The organism is Sphingomonas sp. 22176 (genome assembly GCF_052045505.1).
In the GTDB taxonomy this organism is placed as follows: domain Bacteria; phylum Pseudomonadota; class Alphaproteobacteria; order Sphingomonadales; family Sphingomonadaceae; genus Sphingomonas.
The window spans coordinates 190,909-210,668 of the sequence record NZ_JBQEPL010000003.1 but is presented as its reverse complement, the minus strand read 5'-3'; the positions used below and the strand labels follow the sequence as shown (position 1 = coordinate 210,668).

The 19,760-nt window shown below is 68.5% G+C and carries 15 protein-coding genes and 1 tRNA gene; 8 read left to right on the top strand and 8 right to left on the bottom strand.

Annotated features, from left to right (window positions below; genetic code table 11):
* Nucleotides 1-3 precede the first annotated feature (3 nt).
* On the bottom strand, nt 4-1,989 hold the full coding sequence (locus tag ACTJKY_RS12940) for a putative bifunctional diguanylate cyclase/phosphodiesterase (protein ID WP_440846558.1): 1,986 nt from the start codon (nt 1,987-1,989) through the stop codon (nt 4-6).
* Nucleotides 1,990-2,070: 81 nt separating this feature from the next.
* Between ACTJKY_RS12940 and moaA the strand changes: the two genes are divergently transcribed.
* The 3 genes from moaA to ACTJKY_RS12925 all read left to right on the top strand — a co-directional run bounded on the left by moaA (nt 2,071) and on the right by ACTJKY_RS12925 (nt 4,019).
* Complete coding sequence (gene moaA / locus ACTJKY_RS12935) at nt 2,071-3,087, top strand: GTP 3',8-cyclase MoaA (RefSeq protein ID WP_440846557.1); 1,017 nt, start codon at nt 2,071-2,073, stop codon at nt 3,085-3,087.
* Nucleotides 3,084-3,860, top strand: coding sequence for an NAD kinase (locus ACTJKY_RS12930; RefSeq protein ID WP_440846556.1), 777 nt, complete (start codon nt 3,084-3,086; stop codon nt 3,858-3,860). The genes moaA and ACTJKY_RS12930 overlap by 4 nt, the downstream gene beginning before the upstream one ends.
* A gap of 84 nt (nt 3,861-3,944) precedes the next feature.
* A tRNA-Asn gene (locus ACTJKY_RS12925) sits at nt 3,945-4,019 on the top strand.
* Nucleotides 4,020-4,091: 72 nt separating this feature from the next.
* On the opposite strand, the gene ACTJKY_RS12920 is transcribed toward ACTJKY_RS12925, so the two are convergent.
* Nucleotides 4,092-4,352: a PepSY domain-containing protein gene (locus ACTJKY_RS12920; protein WP_440846555.1), complete on the bottom strand. Its 261-nt coding sequence runs from the start codon at nt 4,350-4,352 to the stop codon at nt 4,092-4,094.
* Nucleotides 4,353-4,444: 92 nt separating this feature from the next.
* Here ACTJKY_RS12920 and ACTJKY_RS12915 point away from each other — a divergent pair, with 92 nt between their 5' ends.
* From ACTJKY_RS12915 to ACTJKY_RS12905, 3 genes are all read left to right on the top strand, one after another.
* Entirely contained in the window at nt 4,445-5,461 is a 1,017-nt protein-coding gene (locus ACTJKY_RS12915; protein ID WP_440846554.1) for an adenosine deaminase, read from the top strand.
* Entirely contained in the window at nt 5,461-5,976 is a 516-nt protein-coding gene (locus ACTJKY_RS12910) for a phosphoribosyltransferase (RefSeq protein WP_440846553.1), read from the top strand. The genes ACTJKY_RS12915 and ACTJKY_RS12910 overlap by 1 nt, the downstream gene beginning before the upstream one ends.
* Before the next feature lie 131 nt (nt 5,977-6,107).
* Complete coding sequence (locus ACTJKY_RS12905) at nt 6,108-6,707, top strand: CC0125/CC1285 family lipoprotein (protein WP_440846552.1); 600 nt, start codon at nt 6,108-6,110, stop codon at nt 6,705-6,707.
* Between the two features lie 174 nt (nt 6,708-6,881).
* Here ACTJKY_RS12905 and secA read toward each other — a convergent pair whose 3' ends face one another.
* The 3 genes from secA to ACTJKY_RS12890 form a co-directional block, all read right to left on the bottom strand.
* A complete protein-coding gene (gene secA / locus ACTJKY_RS12900) occupies nt 6,882-9,626 on the bottom strand; it encodes a preprotein translocase subunit SecA (RefSeq protein ID WP_440846551.1) in 2,745 nt (914 codons plus the stop codon).
* 126 nt (nt 9,627-9,752) lie between these two features.
* Complete coding sequence (locus tag ACTJKY_RS12895; protein WP_440846550.1) at nt 9,753-10,013, bottom strand: hypothetical protein; 261 nt, start codon at nt 10,011-10,013, stop codon at nt 9,753-9,755.
* Nucleotides 10,014-10,106: 93 nt separating this feature from the next.
* Nucleotides 10,107-10,745, bottom strand: coding sequence for an energy transducer TonB (locus ACTJKY_RS12890; protein WP_440846549.1), 639 nt, complete (start codon nt 10,743-10,745; stop codon nt 10,107-10,109).
* Nucleotides 10,746-10,813: 68 nt separating this feature from the next.
* Between ACTJKY_RS12890 and argJ the strand changes: the two genes are divergently transcribed.
* Nucleotides 10,814-12,040, top strand: coding sequence for a bifunctional glutamate N-acetyltransferase/amino-acid acetyltransferase ArgJ (argJ, locus tag ACTJKY_RS12885; RefSeq protein ID WP_440846548.1), 1,227 nt, complete (start codon nt 10,814-10,816; stop codon nt 12,038-12,040).
* 4 nt (nt 12,041-12,044) lie between these two features.
* On the top strand, nt 12,045-12,839 hold the full coding sequence (locus tag ACTJKY_RS12880) for an inositol monophosphatase family protein (protein WP_440846547.1): 795 nt from the start codon (nt 12,045-12,047) through the stop codon (nt 12,837-12,839).
* Between the two features lie 49 nt (nt 12,840-12,888).
* Here the strand turns inward: ACTJKY_RS12880 and trxA are convergent, their stop codons facing one another.
* From trxA to addB, 3 genes are all read right to left on the bottom strand, one after another.
* Entirely contained in the window at nt 12,889-13,209 is a 321-nt protein-coding gene (gene trxA / locus ACTJKY_RS12875) for a thioredoxin TrxA (RefSeq protein WP_121076646.1), read from the bottom strand.
* Nucleotides 13,210-13,293: 84 nt separating this feature from the next.
* Nucleotides 13,294-16,698: a double-strand break repair helicase AddA gene (addA, locus tag ACTJKY_RS12870; RefSeq protein WP_440846546.1), complete on the bottom strand. Its 3,405-nt coding sequence runs from the start codon at nt 16,696-16,698 to the stop codon at nt 13,294-13,296.
* A gap of 102 nt (nt 16,699-16,800) precedes the next feature.
* The gene (gene addB, locus ACTJKY_RS12865; protein WP_440846545.1) at nt 16,801-19,740 is read right to left on the bottom strand and encodes a double-strand break repair protein AddB; all 2,940 of its coding nucleotides are present in this window, start codon (nt 19,738-19,740) and stop codon (nt 16,801-16,803) included.
* Nucleotides 19,741-19,760 lie beyond the last annotated feature (20 nt).

Below are 19,760 nucleotides of genomic sequence, written 5' to 3'. Positions count from 1 at the left end.
CGCTCACCAGTCGCGCACCAGTGCGGCGAGCGCCGGCACGTCGATCGGCGGCGAGCAGAGGAAGCCTTGGAAATATTGGCAGCCTTCCTTGGCGAGCAGGTCCAGTGCCGCCTCGGTCTCGACGCCCTCCGCCACCACGGACAGCCCCAGCGACCGCGCCATATCGATCACGCCGCGCACCACGATCCGATCACGCGGCGAGCCGGTGATCTCGTTGGACAGCTTCTTGTCGATCTTGAGATAGTCGAGCGGCAGCGCCTTCAGATAGGCGAGGCTCGAATAGCCGGTGCCGAAATCGTCGATCGCCACGCGGCACCCCGCCGTGCGCAGGCCCGAAAGCAGCGCCGCCGCCTCGCTCAGATCCGCCATGATCCCACTTTCGGTGATCTCCAGCGTCAGCCGCTGGCGCGGAAAGCCGGTGGCATCCACCCAGCGCAGCAGGCTTTCGCCGAACCCTGGCCGCCCAACATCGCCGGCAGTGACGTTGATCGACAGGCGCAGGCTGCCCAGCGAGCGCGGCCAATGCGCGGCAATGGTCAGCGCCCGGCGCTGGACATGCTCGCTCAGCACCGCCACCAGCCCGGCGCGATCGGCGGCGGCGAACAGCGGCTCGGCACCGATCTCGCCATGCTGGGGGTGCTGCCAGCGCGCCAGCGCCTCCACCCCGATGATCTGCCCGGTGGCGACCGCGACCTGCGGCTGGAACAGCACGCCGATCTCGCCGCGTTCGATCCCGCGCCGTAAGTCACCGATCAGCGATTCGATCGACGGACCGCTGCCGGGCCGGGCCGTTCCCTCACCGAGCAGCGTTTCGCTCGCCCGCCGCAACAGGCTCGCCGCGCCGTCACCCGCGACGCTTTCGGTGAGCACCACCTTGGCGCCGAGATGGACAAGTTCGCCCGCCGCGACGAACGGCCGGGCCAGCGCTTCCTCGATTCGGCGCGCGGCGGTGCGCAGTGCGGGCGTGCCCGGGTCTACTGCCGCCGCGAGGAAATCCGATCCGCCGATCCGCGCAACGACCACGTCCGAACCCAACGTCTCGCGCGCGGCCTCGGCCACGCGCCGCGAAACACCGCGCAGCAACTCGTCGCCGGCCGGACGACCATAGGCGGTATTGATCGTGTCGAAGCGGGTGAGGCCCACCAGCACCAGCCCGACCCGCTGCCCCTTTTCCATCGCGCGATCGATCCAGCGCCGCGCGCTGGGCGCATCGCGGGCGCCGGTCAGCACGTCGCGCACCGCCGCGCCGGCATCGGGGGTCAGCCCCAGCGGCTCGACCAGGGCGTCGATCTGGCCGGTCTCGGCATCGTACTGGAGGTGCTGCACCACCCGGCCCTTGCCGGGCAGGTCGTGCGCGAAGGCGGTCGAGCCTGCCTCGCGCAACCGCCGCAGCGCCGCCCAGGCGAGCCGCCGATCGGACAGCGCCAGCCGGCCGAACAGCGCGCGCGGGCCCGGTGCCTCGGGCAGGTCGAGCAGTTGGGCGAGCGCCGGGGTCAGCTCGATCGAGCCGGCCGTCGGGTCGAATCGCCAGCCGAGCGGATTGGCATTGCTCGTCCCCTGCCCGGCCCAGCCCGACAGCCGCTCGACATAACGTTCGGCGAATCGGATCGCATGGGCGATCGCGGCGGAGGACATCGGGCTGCCGAGAAAATGCGTCGCCCCCGCATCGTAGAAGCGGCCCATGTGCACCGTATCGCTTTGCGAGACGAGTATCAGCAACGCCGCCCCATAGGCCTTGATCGTCGGCCCGAGCAGCCTCGCGGCATCGAGCCCCTCGGTCATCGCCCCGCGCGCATCGATCACCGCGACCGAGGCGCCGCTCGCCAGGAAGCGCGTTTCCAGCCCCTCGCTGCGCCGCGCCGCCACCACCCGCCAGCCCCCGCCCGCGGCGGCGGCGGCGACTTCGTCGCGCTGGCGGAACGAGAGTACGAATACCGGCACCTCGGGGGCAGGCGCGGTGCCCTGGACGATCGTGAACCCTTCTTCCATGCCGACCTCGATAGCGGCTCGCTGCGCGCTCCGCCATCCAAGCCTTGTACGGCGCGGTTCAACGCCTTACCTCCGGCCTCTATGGCCAGCGCACCCGCCCTCGCGACGCCGCCCACGCTGGTCGATCGCCACAATCGTGCGATCCGCTACCTGCGTATTTCCGTGACCGATCGCTGCGATCTGCGCTGCCGCTACTGCATGGCGGAGCACATGACCTTCCTGCCGCGCGAGGCGGTGCTCAGTCTGGAAGAGCTGGCGGCGATCGCCTGGCGCTTCATCGATCGCGGCGTCACCAAGATCCGGCTGACCGGGGGCGAGCCGCTCGTCCGCCGCAACATGATGACGCTGGTCGAACAGCTCGGCGCGCGGATCGGCGACGGGCTCAAGGAACTCACCCTCACCACCAACGCGACGCGGCTGGCGCAATATGCCGACCAACTCGCCGCCGCGGGCGTCCGCCGCATCAATGTGAGCATGGACAGCCGCGATCCCGAGACCTTCCGCTACATTACCCGCCACGGCGACGTGACGCAGGTACTGGATGGTATCGCCGCGGCGCAGGCGGCGGGGCTGCGGGTGAAGATCAACATGGTCGCGCTGCGCGGACTCAATGAGGACGAGATCGCGCCGATGCTCGCCTGGGTCGCGGCGAACGGCATGGACCTATCGCTGATCGAGACGATGCCGATGGGCGTGATCGACGAGGACCGCGCCGATCGCTTCCTGCCGCTGCCCGAGGTGCTGGCGCGGCTGAAGGGGCAGTTCGACCTCGTCGCCGATTCGTACGACAGCGGCGGCCCGGCGCGCTACTGGCGGGTCGGGGGTACGGACAGCCGGCTCGGGCTGATCTCGCCGCTCACCAACAATTTCTGCGCAAGCTGCAACCGCGTTCGGCTCTCGACCGATGGACGGCTGCACATGTGCCTGGGGCATGAGGATTCGGTGGACCTGAAGGCAGCGATTCGCGACGGCGGGCTGGAGGCGGTGGATGCGGCGATCGACCGCGCGCTTGCCGCAAAGCCCGAACGGCATGATTTCCGCATCGAGGCAGGCGCCGCGCCGGCGGTTTCCCGCCATATGAGCGTCACTGGCGGATGAGCTTGCCCAAGCCGCGCGCATTGCTCGCCTCGCCCACCGCCCCGGCGCAGACAGCGGCGGAGGAATTGCGCCAGACCTATGACTGGGTGCCGATCGAGGACGCCGAGGAGGTCGTCGCGCTCGGCGGCGACGGCTTCATGCTCCAGACGCTCCACGCGATGCTGGAGCGCAGGCGGCTGCTGCCGGTGTTCGGGATGAACCTGGGCACGGTGGGCTTCCTGATGAACGACTGGGGGCTCGACGGGCTGACCCAGCGGCTCGAGCGCGCCCGCCCCTTCCGCGTTGCCCCGCTGGCAATGACCGCGACGACGGTCGAGGGCGAAACCTGTGTCCTCCCTGCGATCAACGAAGCCTCGCTGCTGCGCGAGACGCGCCAGACCGCCAAGCTCGAAGTCACCATCAACGGCCGTGTGGTGATTCCCGAGCTGGTCTGCGACGGCATCCTCGTCGCCACCCCTGCGGGCTCGACGGCGTACAACTTCTCGGCCCAGGGCCCGATTCTCCCGCTCGGCTCGGCGCTGCTCGCGCTCACCCCGATCAGCCCCTTCCGCCCCCGCCGCTGGCGCGGCGCGATCCTGCCGGAGAAGACCCGCATCGACATCCGCGTGCTGGAGGCCGACAAGCGCCCGGTGAGCGCTGTGGCCGATCAGCGCGAGATTCGCGAAGTTTGCAGCGTTCATATCGAGATCGACCGCATGCGCGACCTCACGCTGCTGTTCGATCCGGAGCACGCGTTGGACGATCGGATAACGATGGAACAATTTATTGCATAAAACCCCTTGCGCCTTTCGAAAACCCGGTGCTAAAGGCGCGCCTCCCGACGCGGTGACCCACCGCCGAGGGGTTGACCAGAGTGGTCCCCGATAGCTCAGCGGTAGAGCATTCGACTGTTAATCGAATGGTCGTAGGTTCGAATCCTACTCGGGGAGCCATCTGTTGTTGTCGGGACCGGTTACGGCCGGTCCCCACATCTCCAATCAAAAACCCTTCGAGCGTACGCGGCCTTAGCGCAGCATCGTGGTCCCGCGCTCCGTCGCGAAGCCGATGACCCGGCCGTTCTCCGCATCAACAAAATAGAAAACCGGCGCCCAATGGATCTCCATCCAGGCGTCGGGCCCGACCGGCACCTCTTCAACCTTCACCTTCCACACCGAGACGTCCCCAATCCTCGCCGGCTCGGCGTCGACCTGCACCACGTTGGCTTCGTCGTACGGCGGCCGCGCGAATCGAAGCGCCGCATCCATTGCCTCTGCCGCAGTGATCATGGTCGACCTTCCTCCCGACAGATGCACCGAACGCATCTTACCCGCCAGGCGTTGCGCTTGCGACTCATCGAGGCGACTGCGATGGTGAGGCGATGGAAAATTTGGACGCTTTCATCGCCGGCCTGCCCAAGGCCGAACTCCATCTCCACATCGAAGGCAGCCTCGAGCCCGAGCAGATGTTCGAATTCGCCCGCCGCAACGGCGTGGCGATTCCCTATGACAGTGTCCAGGCGGTGCGCGCCGCCTATCAGTTCTCGAACCTGCAGGACTTTCTCGACATCTATTATGCCGGCGCCGACGTGCTGCGCACTGAGGCGGACTTCCGCGACCTGGCGCTTGCCTATTTCGAGCGCTCCGCCGTCGACGGCGTGCGCCACGCCGAGATCTTCTTCGATCCGCAGACTCACACCGCACGCGGCATCGCAATGGGCACCGTTGTCGAGGGCCTGCTGGCCGGCATGGCGGAGGCCGAGACGCGCTTCGGCATCACCTCGCAGTTGATCCTCTGCTTCCTGCGCCATCTGGACGAGGAAGATGCCTTTAAGACGCTGGCCGAGGCCGAACCCTGGCTCGATCGCATCGCTGGTGTGGGCCTCGACTCGTCCGAGCTCGGTCATCCGCCGTCCAAGTTCGCCCGCGTCTTCGCCGCGGCCGCCGAAAAGGGTCTGAAGCGCGTCGCCCATGCCGGCGAGGAAGGCCCGGCCGCCTATGTCCATGAGGCGCTGGACCTGCTCCAGGTCGACCGGCTCGACCATGGCAATCGCAGCCTCGACGACCCCACGCTCGTCGCCCGGCTGGCGCGGTCGAGCATGACGCTCACCGTCTGCCCGCTGTCCAACGTCAAGCTGTGCAACGTCGAGACGATCGATGCGCACCCGATCGACCGGATGCTCGAACTCGGCCTGCGTGCGACGGTGAACTCAGACGACCCCGCCTATTTCGGCGGCTATGTCGGCGAGAATTACCGCGCCGTCGCTTACGGCCGCGGCCTCACCAAGCAGCAGCTCGCCACTCTCGCCCGCAACAGCTTCCTCGGCTCGTTCCTGCCTGACGAGGCGGTGGCGACGCATCTTGCGGCGATCGACGCCTGGGTGGCGGAAGCGGCTTGATGGGCGACATCGCCTTCACCCATTTCACCCATGACCAGCTGGTCGCGGGCGTCCACACCATTGCCGGCGCGGTGGCGGACTGGTCCCCCACCCTGCTCGTCGGCGTCGGCCGCGGCGGGCTGACTCCGGCGGTGTATCTTTCGCACCGCATTGGGCTGCCGCTGGTCTCGATCGACTATTCGACCCGCATCGCCCAGTTCGCCGAGGAGCTGGTCGCTGTGCTCGCCAACCGCACCCGCGACGGCGAGCGGCTGCTGTTCGTTGAGGACATCAACGACAGCGGCAAGACCATTGGCGAGCTGCGCGCGGCGCTCGCCGCCGAGGGCGCGGTGGCCGGGCAGGTGCACTTCGCCGTGCTGCTCGACAATGTCCGATCGTCGCAACGCGTGGAGTATCGCGCGGACACGATCGACCGCGCGGTGCAGAAGGACTGGTTCGTCTTCCCCTGGGAAGCGATGGCACCGCAGACCAGCATCGATGCCGATGCGCGCGAAGTACCCGATCGGCTGGCTTGACAGGCGCCGTTCAGCAACCGTCAATCGCAGCTGTGCCACGTCTCACCGCGTGAACGCGCGGGAGAGTTTCGCCGGCTCGCGCGTTCGAGGGGCATACGGCGACGTTACTGTTTGGAAGTGTCGGAGGACCAATGCCAATTTCATCACAGAAGGGCCGGCGGCTGGCAGCACTCGGCCTGATGGTCGCGGGCAGCCTCTCGCTCGCATCGTGCATGACCGCCACGCCGTACCAGCCCGCTTCGGCGAACGGTTCGGTGCGCAACGGCTATTCGGACGAGCAGATCGAAGAGAATCGCTTCCGGGTGAGCTTTTCGGGCAACAGCCTGACCTCGCGCGAGACCGTCGAGCGCTACCTGCTCTATCGGTCGGCCGAGCTGACGCTGCAGAACGGCTATGACTATTTCGTGCTGTCGAACCGCGACACCGAGAAGAAGACCCAGACCTATGCGACGCCGGGCGTCGGCGGCGCCGGCTTCGGCGGCCCCTGGGGCTATTGGAACCCCTACTGGCGCTATTACAGCCCGCGCTGGGGCTGGCGCAGCTGGGATCCGTTCTGGGGCGATCCCTTCTTCGACCGCAATGTCGATATCCGCACCGTCGACCGCTACGAAGCGATGGCAGAGATCGTGATGGGCAAGGGCCCCAAGCCCGCTGACAACATCCGCGCCTTCGATGCGCGCGAGGTGAAGGAACGGCTGGGTCCGAAGATCCAGATGCCGCAGACCCGCTGATCGCGGACAGCGGAGAAACAGAAAGGGCGGCGCCGGGACCACCGGCGCCGCCCTTTTCTTTGTGCTCCCCTCCCGCTTGCGGAAGGGTTGGGGGAGGGATCGACGTGGAAAAAGCGCGATACCGCTTCATCCCCTCCCCTAGCCCTCCCGCAAGCGGGAGGGGAACGCAGGTGCTTACGCCACCTGGCCGTGGCAGTGCTTGTACTTCAGCCCCGAACCGCACGGGCACGGCGCGTTGCGGCTGACCACGCCCTCCCACTGCGACGGATCGGTGCCATAGTCGTCGCCCGCCGGCTGCGGGATGCCGAGCGGTGGCAGGCGGGTGGTGACCAGCCCTGCCGAGCCGCCGTCCCAGTCGTTGGTGTTGTCCATGCCGGTCAGCGGATCGATGTGGGTGGTCAGGAACGCCGGCAGCTCGGGCAGTTCGGGCGGCGGCGCCATGCGGAACTGGGCGAACGCCATGGTGCGCGTCACGTCCTCGCGGATCGTGTCCAGCATCCGCTGGAACATCGAGAACGCCTCATGCTTGTATTCATTGATCGGTGTCTTCTGCGCATAGGCGCGCAGGTGGACGACCTGGCGCAGCGCGTCGAGCATCGCGAGATGCTCCTTCCAGTGATGGTCCAGATTCTGGAGCAGGATCGACTTCTCGATCGAGGTCCAGGTCTCCGGCTCCAGGTCCGCGGCCTTCTCGGCGATCGCGGCATCGGCGGCTTCGCGGATGCGCTCCTCCAGGATCTCCGGATCGATCGCCTCCTCGTTCTTCACCCAATCGTCGACCGGCAGGTCGAGGTTGAGCGTGTCGGCAAGGCGCTCCTTGAGCCCGGCGAGGTTCCACTGCTCGGGGTAGCTGTTCGGCGGGCAGGCCTCGCCGACGATCGCGTTGACCGTCTCATGGCGCATGTCCTCGACGACATGGCCGACGGTGTCGGCATCCATGATGTCGGCGCGCTGTTCGTAGATGACCTTGCGCTGGTCGTTCATCACGTCGTCATATTCGACGACCTGCTTGCGCACGTCATAGTTGCGCGCCTCGACCTTGCGCTGCGCGGTCTCGATCGCCTTGCTGAGCCAGCGCGACGGCGGCATCGCCTCGCCGTCCTCCAGGCTGGAGCGCATCATCCGCGAGAACAGCGTGTTCGAGCCGAAGATGCGCAGCAGATCGTCGTCGAGGCTGAGGTAGAAGCGGCTGAGGCCCGGATCGCCCTGGCGGCCCGAGCGGCCGCGCAGCTGGTTGTCGATGCGGCGGCTCTCGTGGCGCTCGGTGCCGAGCACGAACAGCCCGCCCGCGGCCTTCACCTTTTCCTTTTCCTCGGCGACTTCGGCCTTGATCCGCTCGATCGCGGCATCGCGTTCCGGCCCCTCGGGCATGTCGCGAAGCTCGTCAGCAACGCGGAAATCCACGTTGCCGCCCAGCTGAATGTCGGTGCCGCGGCCGGCCATGTTGGTCGACACGGTCACCACGCCCAGGCGGCCCGCCTGCGCGACGATATGCGCCTCGCTCTCATGGAAACGCGCGTTGAGCACCTCGTGCTTCACGCCCTCGCGGTGGAGGAATTCGGAGAGCATTTCCGACTTCTCGATCGAGACGGTGCCGACCAGCACCGGCTGGCCGCGCTCGGCATGCGCCTTGATCGTCTTGGCGATGCCGGCGAACTTGTCCTCGGTCGACTTGTAGAACGTGTCTTCCTCGTCGACGCGCTGCACCGGCAGGTTGGTGGGGATGGTGACGACGTTCATCTTGTAGATGTCGTAGAACTCGGCCGCCTCGGTCGAGGCGGTGCCGGTCATGCCGCCTAGCTTCGGGTACATGCGGAAATAATTCTGGAAGGTGATCGAGGCGAGCGTCTGGTTCTCGGGCTCGATATTCACGCCTTCCTTGGCTTCCACTGCCTGGTGCAGGCCGTCCGACCAGCGGCGGCCGTCCATCATGCGGCCGGTGAACTCGTCGATGATGACGATCTTGCCGTCCTTGACGATGTAATCGGTGTCGCGCTTGAACATCACGTTCGCGCGGAGCGCCTGGTTCAGGTGGTGGACGACCTGGGTGTTCTCGAAGTCGTAGAGGTTCGCGCCGACCAGCACGCCGGCTTCCTCGAGCAGCCGCTCGACCGTCTCGGTGCCCTCCTCGGTCAGCACGATCGTGCGCTGCTTCTCGTCCTTCTCATAGGTCGAGGCATCGAGCTGCTTCACCACGGCGTCGACGCTCATATAGAGCTCCGAACGGTCGTCGGTCGGGCCGGAAATGATCAGCGGGGTGCGCGCCTCGTCGATCAGGATCGAGTCGACCTCGTCGACGATCGCATAGGCGAAGGGCCGCTGCACCATGCTCGCGCGGTCATACTTCATGTTGTCGCGCAGATAGTCGAAGCCGAATTCGTTGTTCGTGCCGTAGGTGATATCCGAGGCGTACGCATCGCGGCGCTGCTGATCGGACAGGTTGGGCACGATCACGCCGGTGGTGAGGCCCAGGAAGCCATAGACCTGCGCCATCCATTCGGCGTCGCGGCGGGCGAGATAATCGTTGACGGTGATGACGTGGACGCCGTCGCCCGGCAGCGCGTTGAGATAGGTGGCGAGCGTGGCCACCAGCGTCTTGCCCTCGCCGGTGCGCATCTCGGCGATCTCGCCGCGATGGAGCACGATGCCGCCGATCATCTGCACGTCATAGTGGCGCTGGCCGATCACTCGCCGCGCCGCCTCGCGCACCGTGGCGAAGGCCTCGGGCAGCAGGTCGTCGAGCTTGGCGCCGTTGGCCAGCTGCTCGCGGAACTTGATCGTCTGCTGGGCCAGCGTGTCGTCGTTCATCGCCTGGAGCGTCGGCTCGAAGCTGGCGATCTTCTGGACGATGGGGTTGAGCGACTTGACGTAGCGATCGTTGGACGAACCGAAAAGCGACTTGGCAATACCGCCGAACATGCGAATTCCTGACCTGTTTGGATGGGATGCGCGACGGCTGCCGGACGAGGCGGAGCCATCACGGGCGCACCGCGCACAAGCGCGGCGACGAAAGGAAGAAGGGCCCGAACGCGCGGGCCGGAAAGGCTATTCGCGTCGCTGCTCGAAGGCGAGGCGAAGCGCAGGCCGCGGCGTGGCGGCCAGATGGAACACCGGGATCGTGACGACGCGCACCAGCGCGGGCAGCGCTGCCGCCGCCGTAACAATGTGGCGCGACGGGGTAACCGCCGCCTGCGCCGCTTCGGCCACGCGCACCACGGCCACGCCCTGAATCGGGCGCAGCCCACGCTCGCCCGACACGCCGGTCAGGCTCGCGAAAAGCGCAGTGAGAAGCAGCAGCAGTTCCAAGCGAAACCCTGTGTTACACGGTGGTGATGTCGCAACCGACGGGCCGCAACGCACGACACATAGGGATCGACGCACGGTTCGTCTAATCAAAAGCTAGGGCTTGGCGGGCGCATCGGTGCGGAATGAGACGATGTATTCCGCAGTTTTGGGAGCAGAGGCCCCAGATATTGAGGCAGGCGCCGCGGCAAGCGCGCGCAATTGCCCGCAAGCCACACGATCGATCGCGACGCTTCCGCTCGATTCCAGGATGCGGCAGTCGACCACCCCATGGTTGCTGCGAAACGCTACTTCCGCCCTTGTGGCCTGCCGATAATCTGACGGCAGCGCCGCTACGGTCAGTTGCAACGAACCGGGCGGAACGGGTGCTGGGACGCCCACAGCACCGTCTACGCCGATACGATAGGGCGGCGCCTTGCCCAGGCGCCAAGTGAAGTTGCCTGCGACGTGCGAATCGACGGCGACCCCATGCTCCAACGCTGGGTTGAAGCGCGCCCGGCGCATCATCAGGAAGCAGGTTTGTTTATCCAGGCCGGCATATCCACTGGTTGCGGTCACATCGCATTTTACCGCGTGGCCAGAGGCATCCACTTGGAGCGCGAACGCGACGACACCCTCATGGTGCACACGCGCCTCTTCCGAAGGATAGTCGTCGTTGGTGATCCACGGCGCATCGCCTTTCGGGGTTGGCTTCACAGAAGCTTCCGTTGTTGCCTGCGCCACCAGCAGCGCCATAACCAAAAACATTGATCTTTGCCCCCTCATGCACGAAGCACGCGCGCATCCTAATCACAGGCGGTCCCATGTCCACCAGCACCTCCCCGCTCGCGCTGCCCTTCCCCGCTTTGCCCGCGATTCCCGGCGTCACGCCCCGCGTCGCCCGTGCGCGGTACAAGAACTGGGATCGCTGCGATCTGACCTTCGTCACCCTCGACGAAGGCACCAGCGTCGCCGGGGTGCTGACCAGCAGCAAATGCCCCTCGCCCGAAGTGGAGTGGTGCCGCAAGGCGCTCGTCCTCGGCAAGGCGCGCGCGCTGGTGGTGAATGCGGGTAACTCCAACGCCTTCACCGGCAATCGCGGCCGCGCGGCAGTGGAGGCGATCGCCGCCCGCACGGCGCAGCATCTCGGCTGCGATCCCTCGGACGTGTTCGTCTCCTCCACCGGCGTGATCGGCGTCCCGTTGCCGATCGACAAGGCGGAGGCCGGGCTCGACGCCGCCTACACCGCCGCGCCGTGCAGCTGGGAAGACGCCGCCGCGACGATCATGACCACCGACACCTTCGCCAAGGGCGCGGTGACCACCGCCGTGGTAGACGGCCGCACGGTGACGCTGGCCGGCATCATCAAGGGATCGGGGATGATCGCGCCGGACATGGCGACGATGCTCGGCTTCGTCTTCACCGATGCCGCGGTTGATCCGGTGTTCCTCCAGCACGCACTGCGCGACGCCAACGGCACGAGCTTCTCGTGCATCACGGTGGACGGCGACACCTCGACCAGCGACACCGTTCTCGCTTTTGCGACGGGTAAGGCCGGCAATGCGCCGCTCACCGGCGACGAGGACGCCGGCGCCGACGCCTTTCGTGCCGCACTTGCCGATCTCTGCCGCCAGCTCGCCCTGCTCGTCGTCCGCGACGGCGAAGGCGCGCAGAAGCTGATCGAAATCACCGTCGAGGGTGCCGAGAGCGACCGCAGCGCGCACCGCATCGCCATGTCCATCGCCAACTCGCCGCTCGTGAAGACCGCGATCGCCGGCGAGGACGCGAACTGGGGTCGGGTGGTGATGGCGGTCGGCAAGGCCGGCGAGCCCGCCGAGCGCGACAAGCTCGCCATCCGCTTCGGCACCACCCAGGTGGCGCGCGAGGGCCTCGCGGTCGACGGCTATGACGAAGCGCCGGTCGCCGCGCATCTCAAGGGCCAGGAAATCGAGATCGGCGTCGATCTCGGCCTCGGCGAAGGCCGCGCGACGGTTTGGACCTGCGACCTCACCCACGGCTATATCTCGATCAACGCCGACTATCGGAGCTGACCCCATGCATCGCCACCACGCCGCCGTCTCCGCGCTGATGCGCACCGTGGCCGAGACGGTGGTGATGCCGCGCTTCCGCAACCTCGCCGCCCATGAAGTGCTGGAGAAGACGCCCGGCGAGCTGGTGACCGTCGCCGATCGCGAGGCCGAGGAGCGGCTGACCGAAGGGCTGGCGAAAATCGACCGCGATGCGGTCATCGTCGGCGAGGAGGCATGCGCGGCCGATCCGGCGCTGATGGATCAGGAAACCGCCGTGCGCGCCTGGATCATCGATCCGATCGACGGCACCGCCAATTTCGCTGCGGGTCAGTCGCCCTTCGGGATCATGATCGCGCTCGTCGAGGAGGGCGTGACGCAGGCCGGCTGGATATATGACCCGGTTGCCGATCGAATGTGCCACGCGGTGCTGGGCGGCGGCGCGTTCATCGGCGACGCACCGGTCCGGGCCCGTTCAAGCGGCGCGGCGCTGCCGCTGGCAGCGGTTTCGAAGGTGGGTCAGTCCGAGGAAGACCACGCTGCCCGAGCGGGGCGTTTCGAATCGACGTTCGAACTGGTGCCGCTGCCGCGCTGCGCCGCCGAGAATTACCCGCGGCTCGTGCTGGGACAGAACGACATCGCCGTATTTCGGCGTACGCTGGTGTGGGATCACGCCCCCGGCGTGCTGCTCCTCACCGAGGCAGGCGGCTATGTCGGCCGCTGGGACGGCAGCCCCTATCGGATCGGCGACGAGGGTGTCGGGATCGTCGCGGCATCGACGCCGGAGCTCGGCAAGCGCGCGACCGAATTGCTATTCGACTGAAACCCACGCTCCCCACCCGCGATCGGGCGGGGAGCCGGGCGAAACGCGATCAGATCTCGCGTTCGATCCACTGCTTGATGCCGCTCTTTGGCAGCGCGCCGACCTGGGTGGCTGCCTGCTGGCCGTTCTTGAACAGGATCATCGTCGGAATGCCGCGCACGCCATACTTGGTCGGCGCATCGGGATTGTCGTCGATGTTGATCTTCACGATCTGCACCTTGTCCGCCAGCTCCTCGGCGAGCTCTTCGAGCGCCGGGGCGATCATGCGGCAGGGGCCGCACCATTCTGCCCAGAAATCGACGAGGACGGGCTTGTCCGCCTGCAGCACGTCGGTTTCGAAATTGGCGTCGGTGGTCGCCACAGTGGCCATGTCGGTATCTCCTGAACTTCGTGTTGGTCGGCTATCTATGATCGCCGGGGCCGTTGCTCAAGCGCAGGAGCCCAAGCTTTGCTCCTACCCCACGTAGCCCGGCTTGTGCTCGGCGAGAAGGGCCTCGGGCAATGCGTAGAGCACCGGACCGGCGGAATAGAGCAGCGCGGCCTCCACCTCCCGCTCGGGGAAGATCACCCGCAGCGCCGCGACATAGGCGGCCATCTGGCGGAGGTGATAGGGCGGCACGTCCGCCAGCAAGGCCGGCGCGCGGCGCCCGGTCTTGAAGTCGACGACGCGGACGCGCTCGGGCGTCACCACCAGCCGGTCGACCGTGCCGGAGACGACCACGCCGTCCGCCACCACCGCGGCGATCGGCGCCTCGCCCAGCGCGTCGGGCCCGAACAGCTCGGCGAATCGCGGATCTTCAGTAACGGCCAGGGCGGCATCGATCAGTGCCGTGCGCTCGGCGGTATCGGCGAGCCCCCCTGCCCCGGCCAGCCAGCGATCGGCGGCAGATCGCCGCGCGTCCGGTGCAACGCCCGGCAGGCGCTCGAACAAGGCGTGGAGCAATCGCCCACGCTCGGCAGCGGCCCGCAGCGCAGGACCCGGCGGCGGATCCGATACACGGTCGTCGCCCAGCGACGAGGGCGCCAGCGGGCGCGGCGGCCGGGCTTCCTCCGGCGCGCGGGTGTGGAGCCAGTCGGGTAGTAACGGCGCGGGCGCCGCTTCGACGACCGCCGGTGGAGCAACAGGACGCACCGGCGCCTGCGGGACCACTCCGTGGAACTCCCGCACCCCGGCCTCGTCCAGCGGCACACCCAGCGCATCGAGCGCGGCGGCGCTTGCGGCATACCAGCTTGCCTTGGGCGGCTCGCCCTTTGCCTGGGGCCCGAGCGCGCCGGCGATCACCAGCCGCTCTTCGGCGCGGGTGGCGGCGACGTAGAACAGCCGCCAATGTTCCTGCAACTCACGCGCGTCCGCCTCTGCCAGCGCCTCGGCCAGTGCCCCGTCACGCTCGGCGCTGCGCGGGCGGAAGATCGGGAACTTCTCCTGCTCCTGGTCGGGCGTCCATTTGAGGGTGCTGCGCGGGCTGCGCGTCGGGTCCACCGTCGCGTCGGCCAAGATCACCAGCGGTGCCTGCAGGCCCTTGGAGCCGTGCGCCGTCATCACCCGCACCGCCGGCTGGGGCTGCGCCGCATCGCGGACGATCTCGACATCGCCGCGATCGAACCAGTCGAGGAAGCGCTGGAGCGAAGGCGTCGCCCGCGTCTCGAAGGTCAGCGCGGCGTTGAGCAGTTCCTCGATCGGATCGCGCGCCTCTTCGCCCAGCCGCAACAGCAGCTTGCGCCGCCCCTGCATCGGCCCGGACAAGATCTCCTCGAGAAAGCGATAGGGCGTGGCGAGATCGGCGCGGCGCAGCAGGTCGTAGAGCGGCGCCAGCTTCTCCGCCGGCTGGCCTTCGCGCAGGTGGCGCCACAGCCCGCCGCGCTCACGCACCGCCGCGGCCATCAGCTCTTCCTGCGTCCAGCCGATCAGCGGCGATACCAGCAGCGATGCCAGCGACAGATCGTCCTCGGGCTGGAGCGCGAAGCGGATAGCGGCGAGCAGATCCTGCACCGCCAACGGCGCGTTCAAGCGCAGCCGGTCGACGCCCGCCACCGGCACGCCCTCGGCATAGAGCCGCGCGACGATCAGCGAGGCAAGCTCGCCGCGCCGCTTGACCAGCACCATGACGTCGCCTGGGGCGAGCATCCGCCCCTTGGCGGAGAGCGGGAGGTTGCCCACCCAGCCCTTGATCTGCCTGGCGATGCGGGCGGCGAGCGCGCGGGTGGCATCGCCGATCCACTCCTCCTCGTCGGCCTCGCTGCCGCCTTCTATCACCGGCGGCCACAATGTCACCGTGCCGGGACCCGGCACTTCGCTGGCGTGCGGCTCGCTGTCGCTCATCGGGCCCATGCCGGGTTCGGGGAGCAGGCCCAGCGCGGTGTCGACGAACTCGAGCACCGGGCGCGTGGAGCGGAAGCTGTGGGTCAGCGACAGCGATTCCAGCTCGCGCGCTTCCACTTCATAGTCGGGCCGGAAATTGGCGAGTTGCTTGAACCGCTCGAACGCCGCCTGGAAGAAGATCGGGTCGGTGCCCTGGAAGCCGAAGATCGCCTGCTTGTAGTCGCCCACGGTGAACAGCGTGCGCAGCCGGTCGCCGCGCGCGCCTTCGCCGGCGAAGAACTCGTCGGCCATCGCCGAGACGATCGCCCATTGTCGGGGATTGGTGTCCTGCGCCTCGTCGATCAGCACATGCTCGGTCACCTGGTCGAGCTTGAAGCGCACCCATGCGCCCATGCCCTCCTGGCGAAGCAGCGCGATGGTGCGGCCGATCAGATCGTCGAAGTCGACCGCGCCCAGCCGGCGCTTGGCGGCGGTATAGGCGCGGGCGTATTCGCGGCCGGCTTCCAACCCGCGCGCAAGCAGGTCGACATAGGCGGCACGCACCCGCATCGCGAGCAGTTCGCCGCAGCGCCCGTGCAGCCGCATCGCCGCTTCGGCATAGTCGGGATCCTGCGGCGCCTGCGCCTTCGCGAAGCTGCGCGGATCGCCCTTGGCGGTGGCCCAGACGAGGTGGAGCTGATCGAGCGTCTCGGCGCGTTCTTCCGGCGAACGCGCGAGCCACGCGGCGATCACATCGGCCCGCTCCAGTCCGCGGGCGGTGGCCCATGCGGCGTTGGCAGAGGCGATATTGCGTAGCGTTTGCAGGTCAAAGCTATCGTCGCAGCAGCTTGCTGCGAGCGATTCTGCGATGTCGCCCGCGGGCAGATCGAACGCCCGGCGGAGCCAGGGCTGGATGCCGCTGGGGAGCCCCTCCAACGCCTCGCCAGCGCGCGCACATTCCTGGAGGAAGCCTTCCGCCCCCCCTTCGCCGAGCCGCAAGGACAGCGCGCCGATCGCCTCGATCACGCCCTCGCGGCCCTCGCGCCGGGCCTCGACGAGCATCTCGGCGAGCGTCTCGCGCGCCAGCACCGCCTCCTCGCGCGCCTCCAGCGGCCGGAAGCCGGGCACCAGTCCCGCTTCGATCGGGAAGGCGGAAAGCAGCGACTGGCAGAAGCTGTGGATCGTCTGGATGCGGATGCCGCCCCCGGGCGCATCGAGCACCTTGGCGAACAGCGTGCGCGCAGCAGCCCGACTCTCCGGCCCGATGCTCTCGCCCAGCGCCGCAAGGTCGGCGGCCAGTTCCTCGTCCTTGGCACGCACCCAGTACGCCAGCCGCCCGGTGATCCGCTCGGACATCTCGGCCGCGCCCGCCTTGGTGAAGGTGAGGCACAGGATCGCCGAGGGATCGGTGCCGGCGAGCAGCAGCCGCCACACGCGTGCGGCGAGCACCTGCGTCTTGCCGGTCCCTGCCGATGCCGACAGCCAGATATGCCGCGTAGGATCGCTGGCACGCTTCTGGTTGCCCTTGAGCGGGTGGAGCTTGGCGGGGCTGCGGCTCATGGGCGCGTCCTTCCTGGCCGTGCCCCTGCGAAAGCAGGGGGCCAGGAGTCGCGAGGGATTCCCGCGTGGCCCTGGGCTCCTGCGTTCGCAGGAGCACGAAAACTACTCACGCCCATACCATTCATCCCGGCGCATCAGCTGATCATACTCGGCATAGGGGGCGTATTCCGGCACCAGCTTGGCGGTGAACGGACGCTCGCCCGTCAGCCACTCGCCGGCCGCCGCGGTGAAATGCTCGGCGGCGATGCTGACGAAATCCTCCGCGGGCACCGGTTCGCGCTTCTTCGGATCGACCGGCGAGTCGACATAGCCGAACCCGCCGCTCCTCGGGTTGCGCGCCAGCGACCAGTATTCGAACGCCCGCGCGGCGCCCTCGATGCCCTCGAACCCGCCCCGCTCGGCGATCAGCCCCAGTAGCCCGAGCTGCAGGCTGAACCCCGCCTTCACCGCGCGGGTGCTCGGCGGCTGGCCGGTCTTGTAGTCGACGATCGCCAGCGCACCGCCCTCCAGCCGGTCGACCCGGTCGAACTTGCCGCGCAGCGTCACGCCCGCGAAGTCGATCGACCCGTCCCGCTCCACCGCCAGTACCGTGCGGCCCTTTGCGCCCTGCTCGACCAGTTCGCCGGCGATCCAGTCGATCGCCTCGATCAGTCGCGGCTGCCACAGCGCGCGGATCAGCGGGTGGGTGCGGGTGTCGGCCAGCATCGCTTCGGCGCGAGCGCGGAGCAGGTCCGGGCGGCAGTCATCCTCTTCGAACCAGCGCTGCAGCACATCGTGCACCGCGGTGCCCCGCCATGCCGCGCTGGGATCGGCATCGACCGGATCGAGCGGCATCAGCCGCAGCATACGCCGCGCGTAAAAGGCATAGGGATCGGCCTTGAGCCGATCGACTTCGGTGACCGAGATGACCTTGGGCCGGTCCTTGGCTGGGGGCGACGGCTCGGGCCGCGCGACCGGCGCGAAGGCACGCGGCGCATCGATCGCCGCCATCCAGGCGGCAAGGTCGCCTGCTCGCTCCAGACCGCCCGACAGCGCCTCTAGCCGCAGCCAGAAGCGCGAGGCGATGGTCGGCGCGCTTGCGTCTCTGCGGGCACGGGTGAGCAACACCTCTTTCGCACCCAGCCCGATCGCGAGATCGTGCGCCGACACGCCGATCCGCCGCTCCAGCCCCGGCAGCCCGAGTTCGGCACGGATGCGCGGTGCGAGCCAGGGATCGGGGGACGGCAGGCCGGGCCAGACGCCTTCGTTGAGCCCGCCCAGGATCATCAAATCGGCGCTGTGCAGCCGCGCCTCGATCAGGCCGAGAATGGCGAGACGCGGGTGCCCGCCCTGCGGCGGCCGCACCGCCACCTCGTCCATCAGCGTACGCAGCATCGGCGCGAGGCTGTCGGGCTCGGCGAGTGCAGGGCCGTGCGCCGCTTCACGCTCCAGATCGTCGAGCAGCAGTGCGGCGGCGCGGCCATCCTCGCGGCTCCACAACATGTCACCACCCAGTGCCTGGGCTGCCTCACGGAGAGCGGCCACCAGCCCGGCAAGCGGCTGCGCGCCGCACTCGAACACGCCTTCGAGTGGCGCGAGCAGAGGCCGCGCGGTTTCCCACCAGCCCGCGGCAGTGCGGCGCAATGCCCTTTCCCGGCCGCCCTGCTCGGCGAGATGTGCGTCGATACCGGTCAGTCCCGGGGCCGGGCGCGGGCCGCGCAGCGCGAGGTCGAGCGCGCGGGCGCCGTCGAGCCAGGTGGAGCGCTCGTTCGGCTGCACCAGCGGATGCTTGAGCAAGGTCAACAGCGGCATCGGCGCGAAGGCCTGCGCCGCCGCATCGGCGAGTGCCAGCAGCAAGGTGCCCGGCGGCGTGAGCGACAGCGGCTGCCCGGCGGAATCGTCGACCGCGATGCCCCAGCGCGCGCAATGCGCCGCCACGCGGCGGGCCAGCGCGCGATCGGGGGTGACCAGCGCGGCGGTACGCGCCGGCGTCTCCAGCGCCTCGCGCAGCGCGAGTGCGATCGCCTGCGCCTCTTCGGCGGGGGTCGCCAGTTCGAGCGCGCGGACCCCGTCCAAGCGACGCTCGCCGGCGGGCAGGTCGGTCCAGCGATGGGTGAGCTCGGGCGGCTGCATCGCCGAGGCGATCGCCTTGCTGCGCGCGGGCGGCGCGTCGAGCTCGCTGGCGACGCGCCATTGCTGGAACTCGCCGCGCGCCACGCCCATCCGGTCGAGCAGCAGCTTGAGGTGGAATTGCGGGTGCGTCTCCAGCGCGCGCCGCCGCCGACCCGTTGTGGTATCCGGCTTGTGCGGCCCGAGCGACTCCCATTCGTCGTCGCCCATGCCGGTGGCGAGCGCGGGCAGCACCACCATCCCCTCGGGCAGCCCCGCCACGACCCGCAGCAGCCGCGCGATCGCGGGCGCCGCCGTGGTGATGCCCGCAGCGCAGACGAAGCCGGCGGGCGCCGCCGCCTTCCACCGTGCGGAAACACGATCGAGCAGGCGCCGCCGCCGTTCGGGCAGGTCGACGCGCCCCAGCGCGGCCAGTTCCTCGGGCCAGCGGGTCAGCACGATCTCGAACAGCGCGAGCGAGCGCTCCCAATGCGCCGACAGCTCGGGCCCCAGCTCCAGATCGCGCAGCTTACGGGGCGAAACTTCCTCGACCAGCAGCTGGTCGAGCGTCGTGCCCAGATCACCCGCCAGCCGCACCGCCTCCGCCGCGTCCAGCCGCGCATCGTGCCCCTGGAGCAGCCGCGCGAGGATCATCCGCCGCTGGAGCGGATCGACCGCGGGCGGTACCGGCTCGGGATCGTCGACCGTCTCGAACACCGCTTCGTCGAGCTCGGGATCGCCGATCGCGACCAATCGGGGCAGCAGCAGCCCACCGCCGCTCTCGCGCACGAAGGCGTCCTGCATCGCCCGCTTGGCGCGATTGTTCGGTAGCAGCACCACACCGCGGGCCAGCCGCAGCGGGTCCGCGCCGAAGCGGCGGATCAGCCCGATCGCCAGCGCGTCGGCAAAGGCCCGGTGTGGCGGAATCGTGTAAAGGTGCAGGGCGTGCGACATGCGGCTCGGCAAAGGGGAAC

Bases quoted from the DNA above. Each gene is read 5' to 3' on its own strand.
- ACTJKY_RS12940 (WP_440846558.1), bottom strand. From the start codon at position 1,989: ATGGAAGAAGGGTTCACGATCGTCCAGGGCACCGCGCCTGCCCCCGAG.
- ACTJKY_RS12915 (WP_440846554.1), top strand. From the start codon at position 4,445: ATGGAAAATTTGGACGCTTTCATCGCCGGCCTGCCCAAGGCCGAACTC.
- ACTJKY_RS12910 (WP_440846553.1), top strand. From the start codon at position 5,461: ATGGGCGACATCGCCTTCACCCATTTCACCCATGACCAGCTGGTCGCG.
- argJ (WP_440846548.1), top strand. From the start codon at position 10,814: ATGTCCACCAGCACCTCCCCGCTCGCGCTGCCCTTCCCCGCTTTGCCC.
- secA (WP_440846551.1), bottom strand. From the start codon at position 9,626: ATGTTCGGCGGTATTGCCAAGTCGCTTTTCGGTTCGTCCAACGATCGC.
- ACTJKY_RS12930 (WP_440846556.1), top strand. From the start codon at position 3,084: ATGAGCTTGCCCAAGCCGCGCGCATTGCTCGCCTCGCCCACCGCCCCG.
- ACTJKY_RS12890 (WP_440846549.1), bottom strand. From the start codon at position 10,745: ATGGCGCTGCTGGTGGCGCAGGCAACAACGGAAGCTTCTGTGAAGCCA.
- trxA (WP_121076646.1), bottom strand. From the start codon at position 13,209: ATGGCCACTGTGGCGACCACCGACGCCAATTTCGAAACCGACGTGCTG.
- ACTJKY_RS12920 (WP_440846555.1), bottom strand. From the start codon at position 4,352: ATGATCACTGCGGCAGAGGCAATGGATGCGGCGCTTCGATTCGCGCGG.
- ACTJKY_RS12880 (WP_440846547.1), top strand. From the start codon at position 12,045: ATGCATCGCCACCACGCCGCCGTCTCCGCGCTGATGCGCACCGTGGCC.
- moaA (WP_440846557.1), top strand. From the start codon at position 2,071: ATGGCCAGCGCACCCGCCCTCGCGACGCCGCCCACGCTGGTCGATCGC.
- addA (WP_440846546.1), bottom strand. From the start codon at position 16,698: ATGAGCCGCAGCCCCGCCAAGCTCCACCCGCTCAAGGGCAACCAGAAG.
- addB (WP_440846545.1), bottom strand. From the start codon at position 19,740: ATGTCGCACGCCCTGCACCTTTACACGATTCCGCCACACCGGGCCTTT.
- ACTJKY_RS12905 (WP_440846552.1), top strand. From the start codon at position 6,108: ATGCCAATTTCATCACAGAAGGGCCGGCGGCTGGCAGCACTCGGCCTG.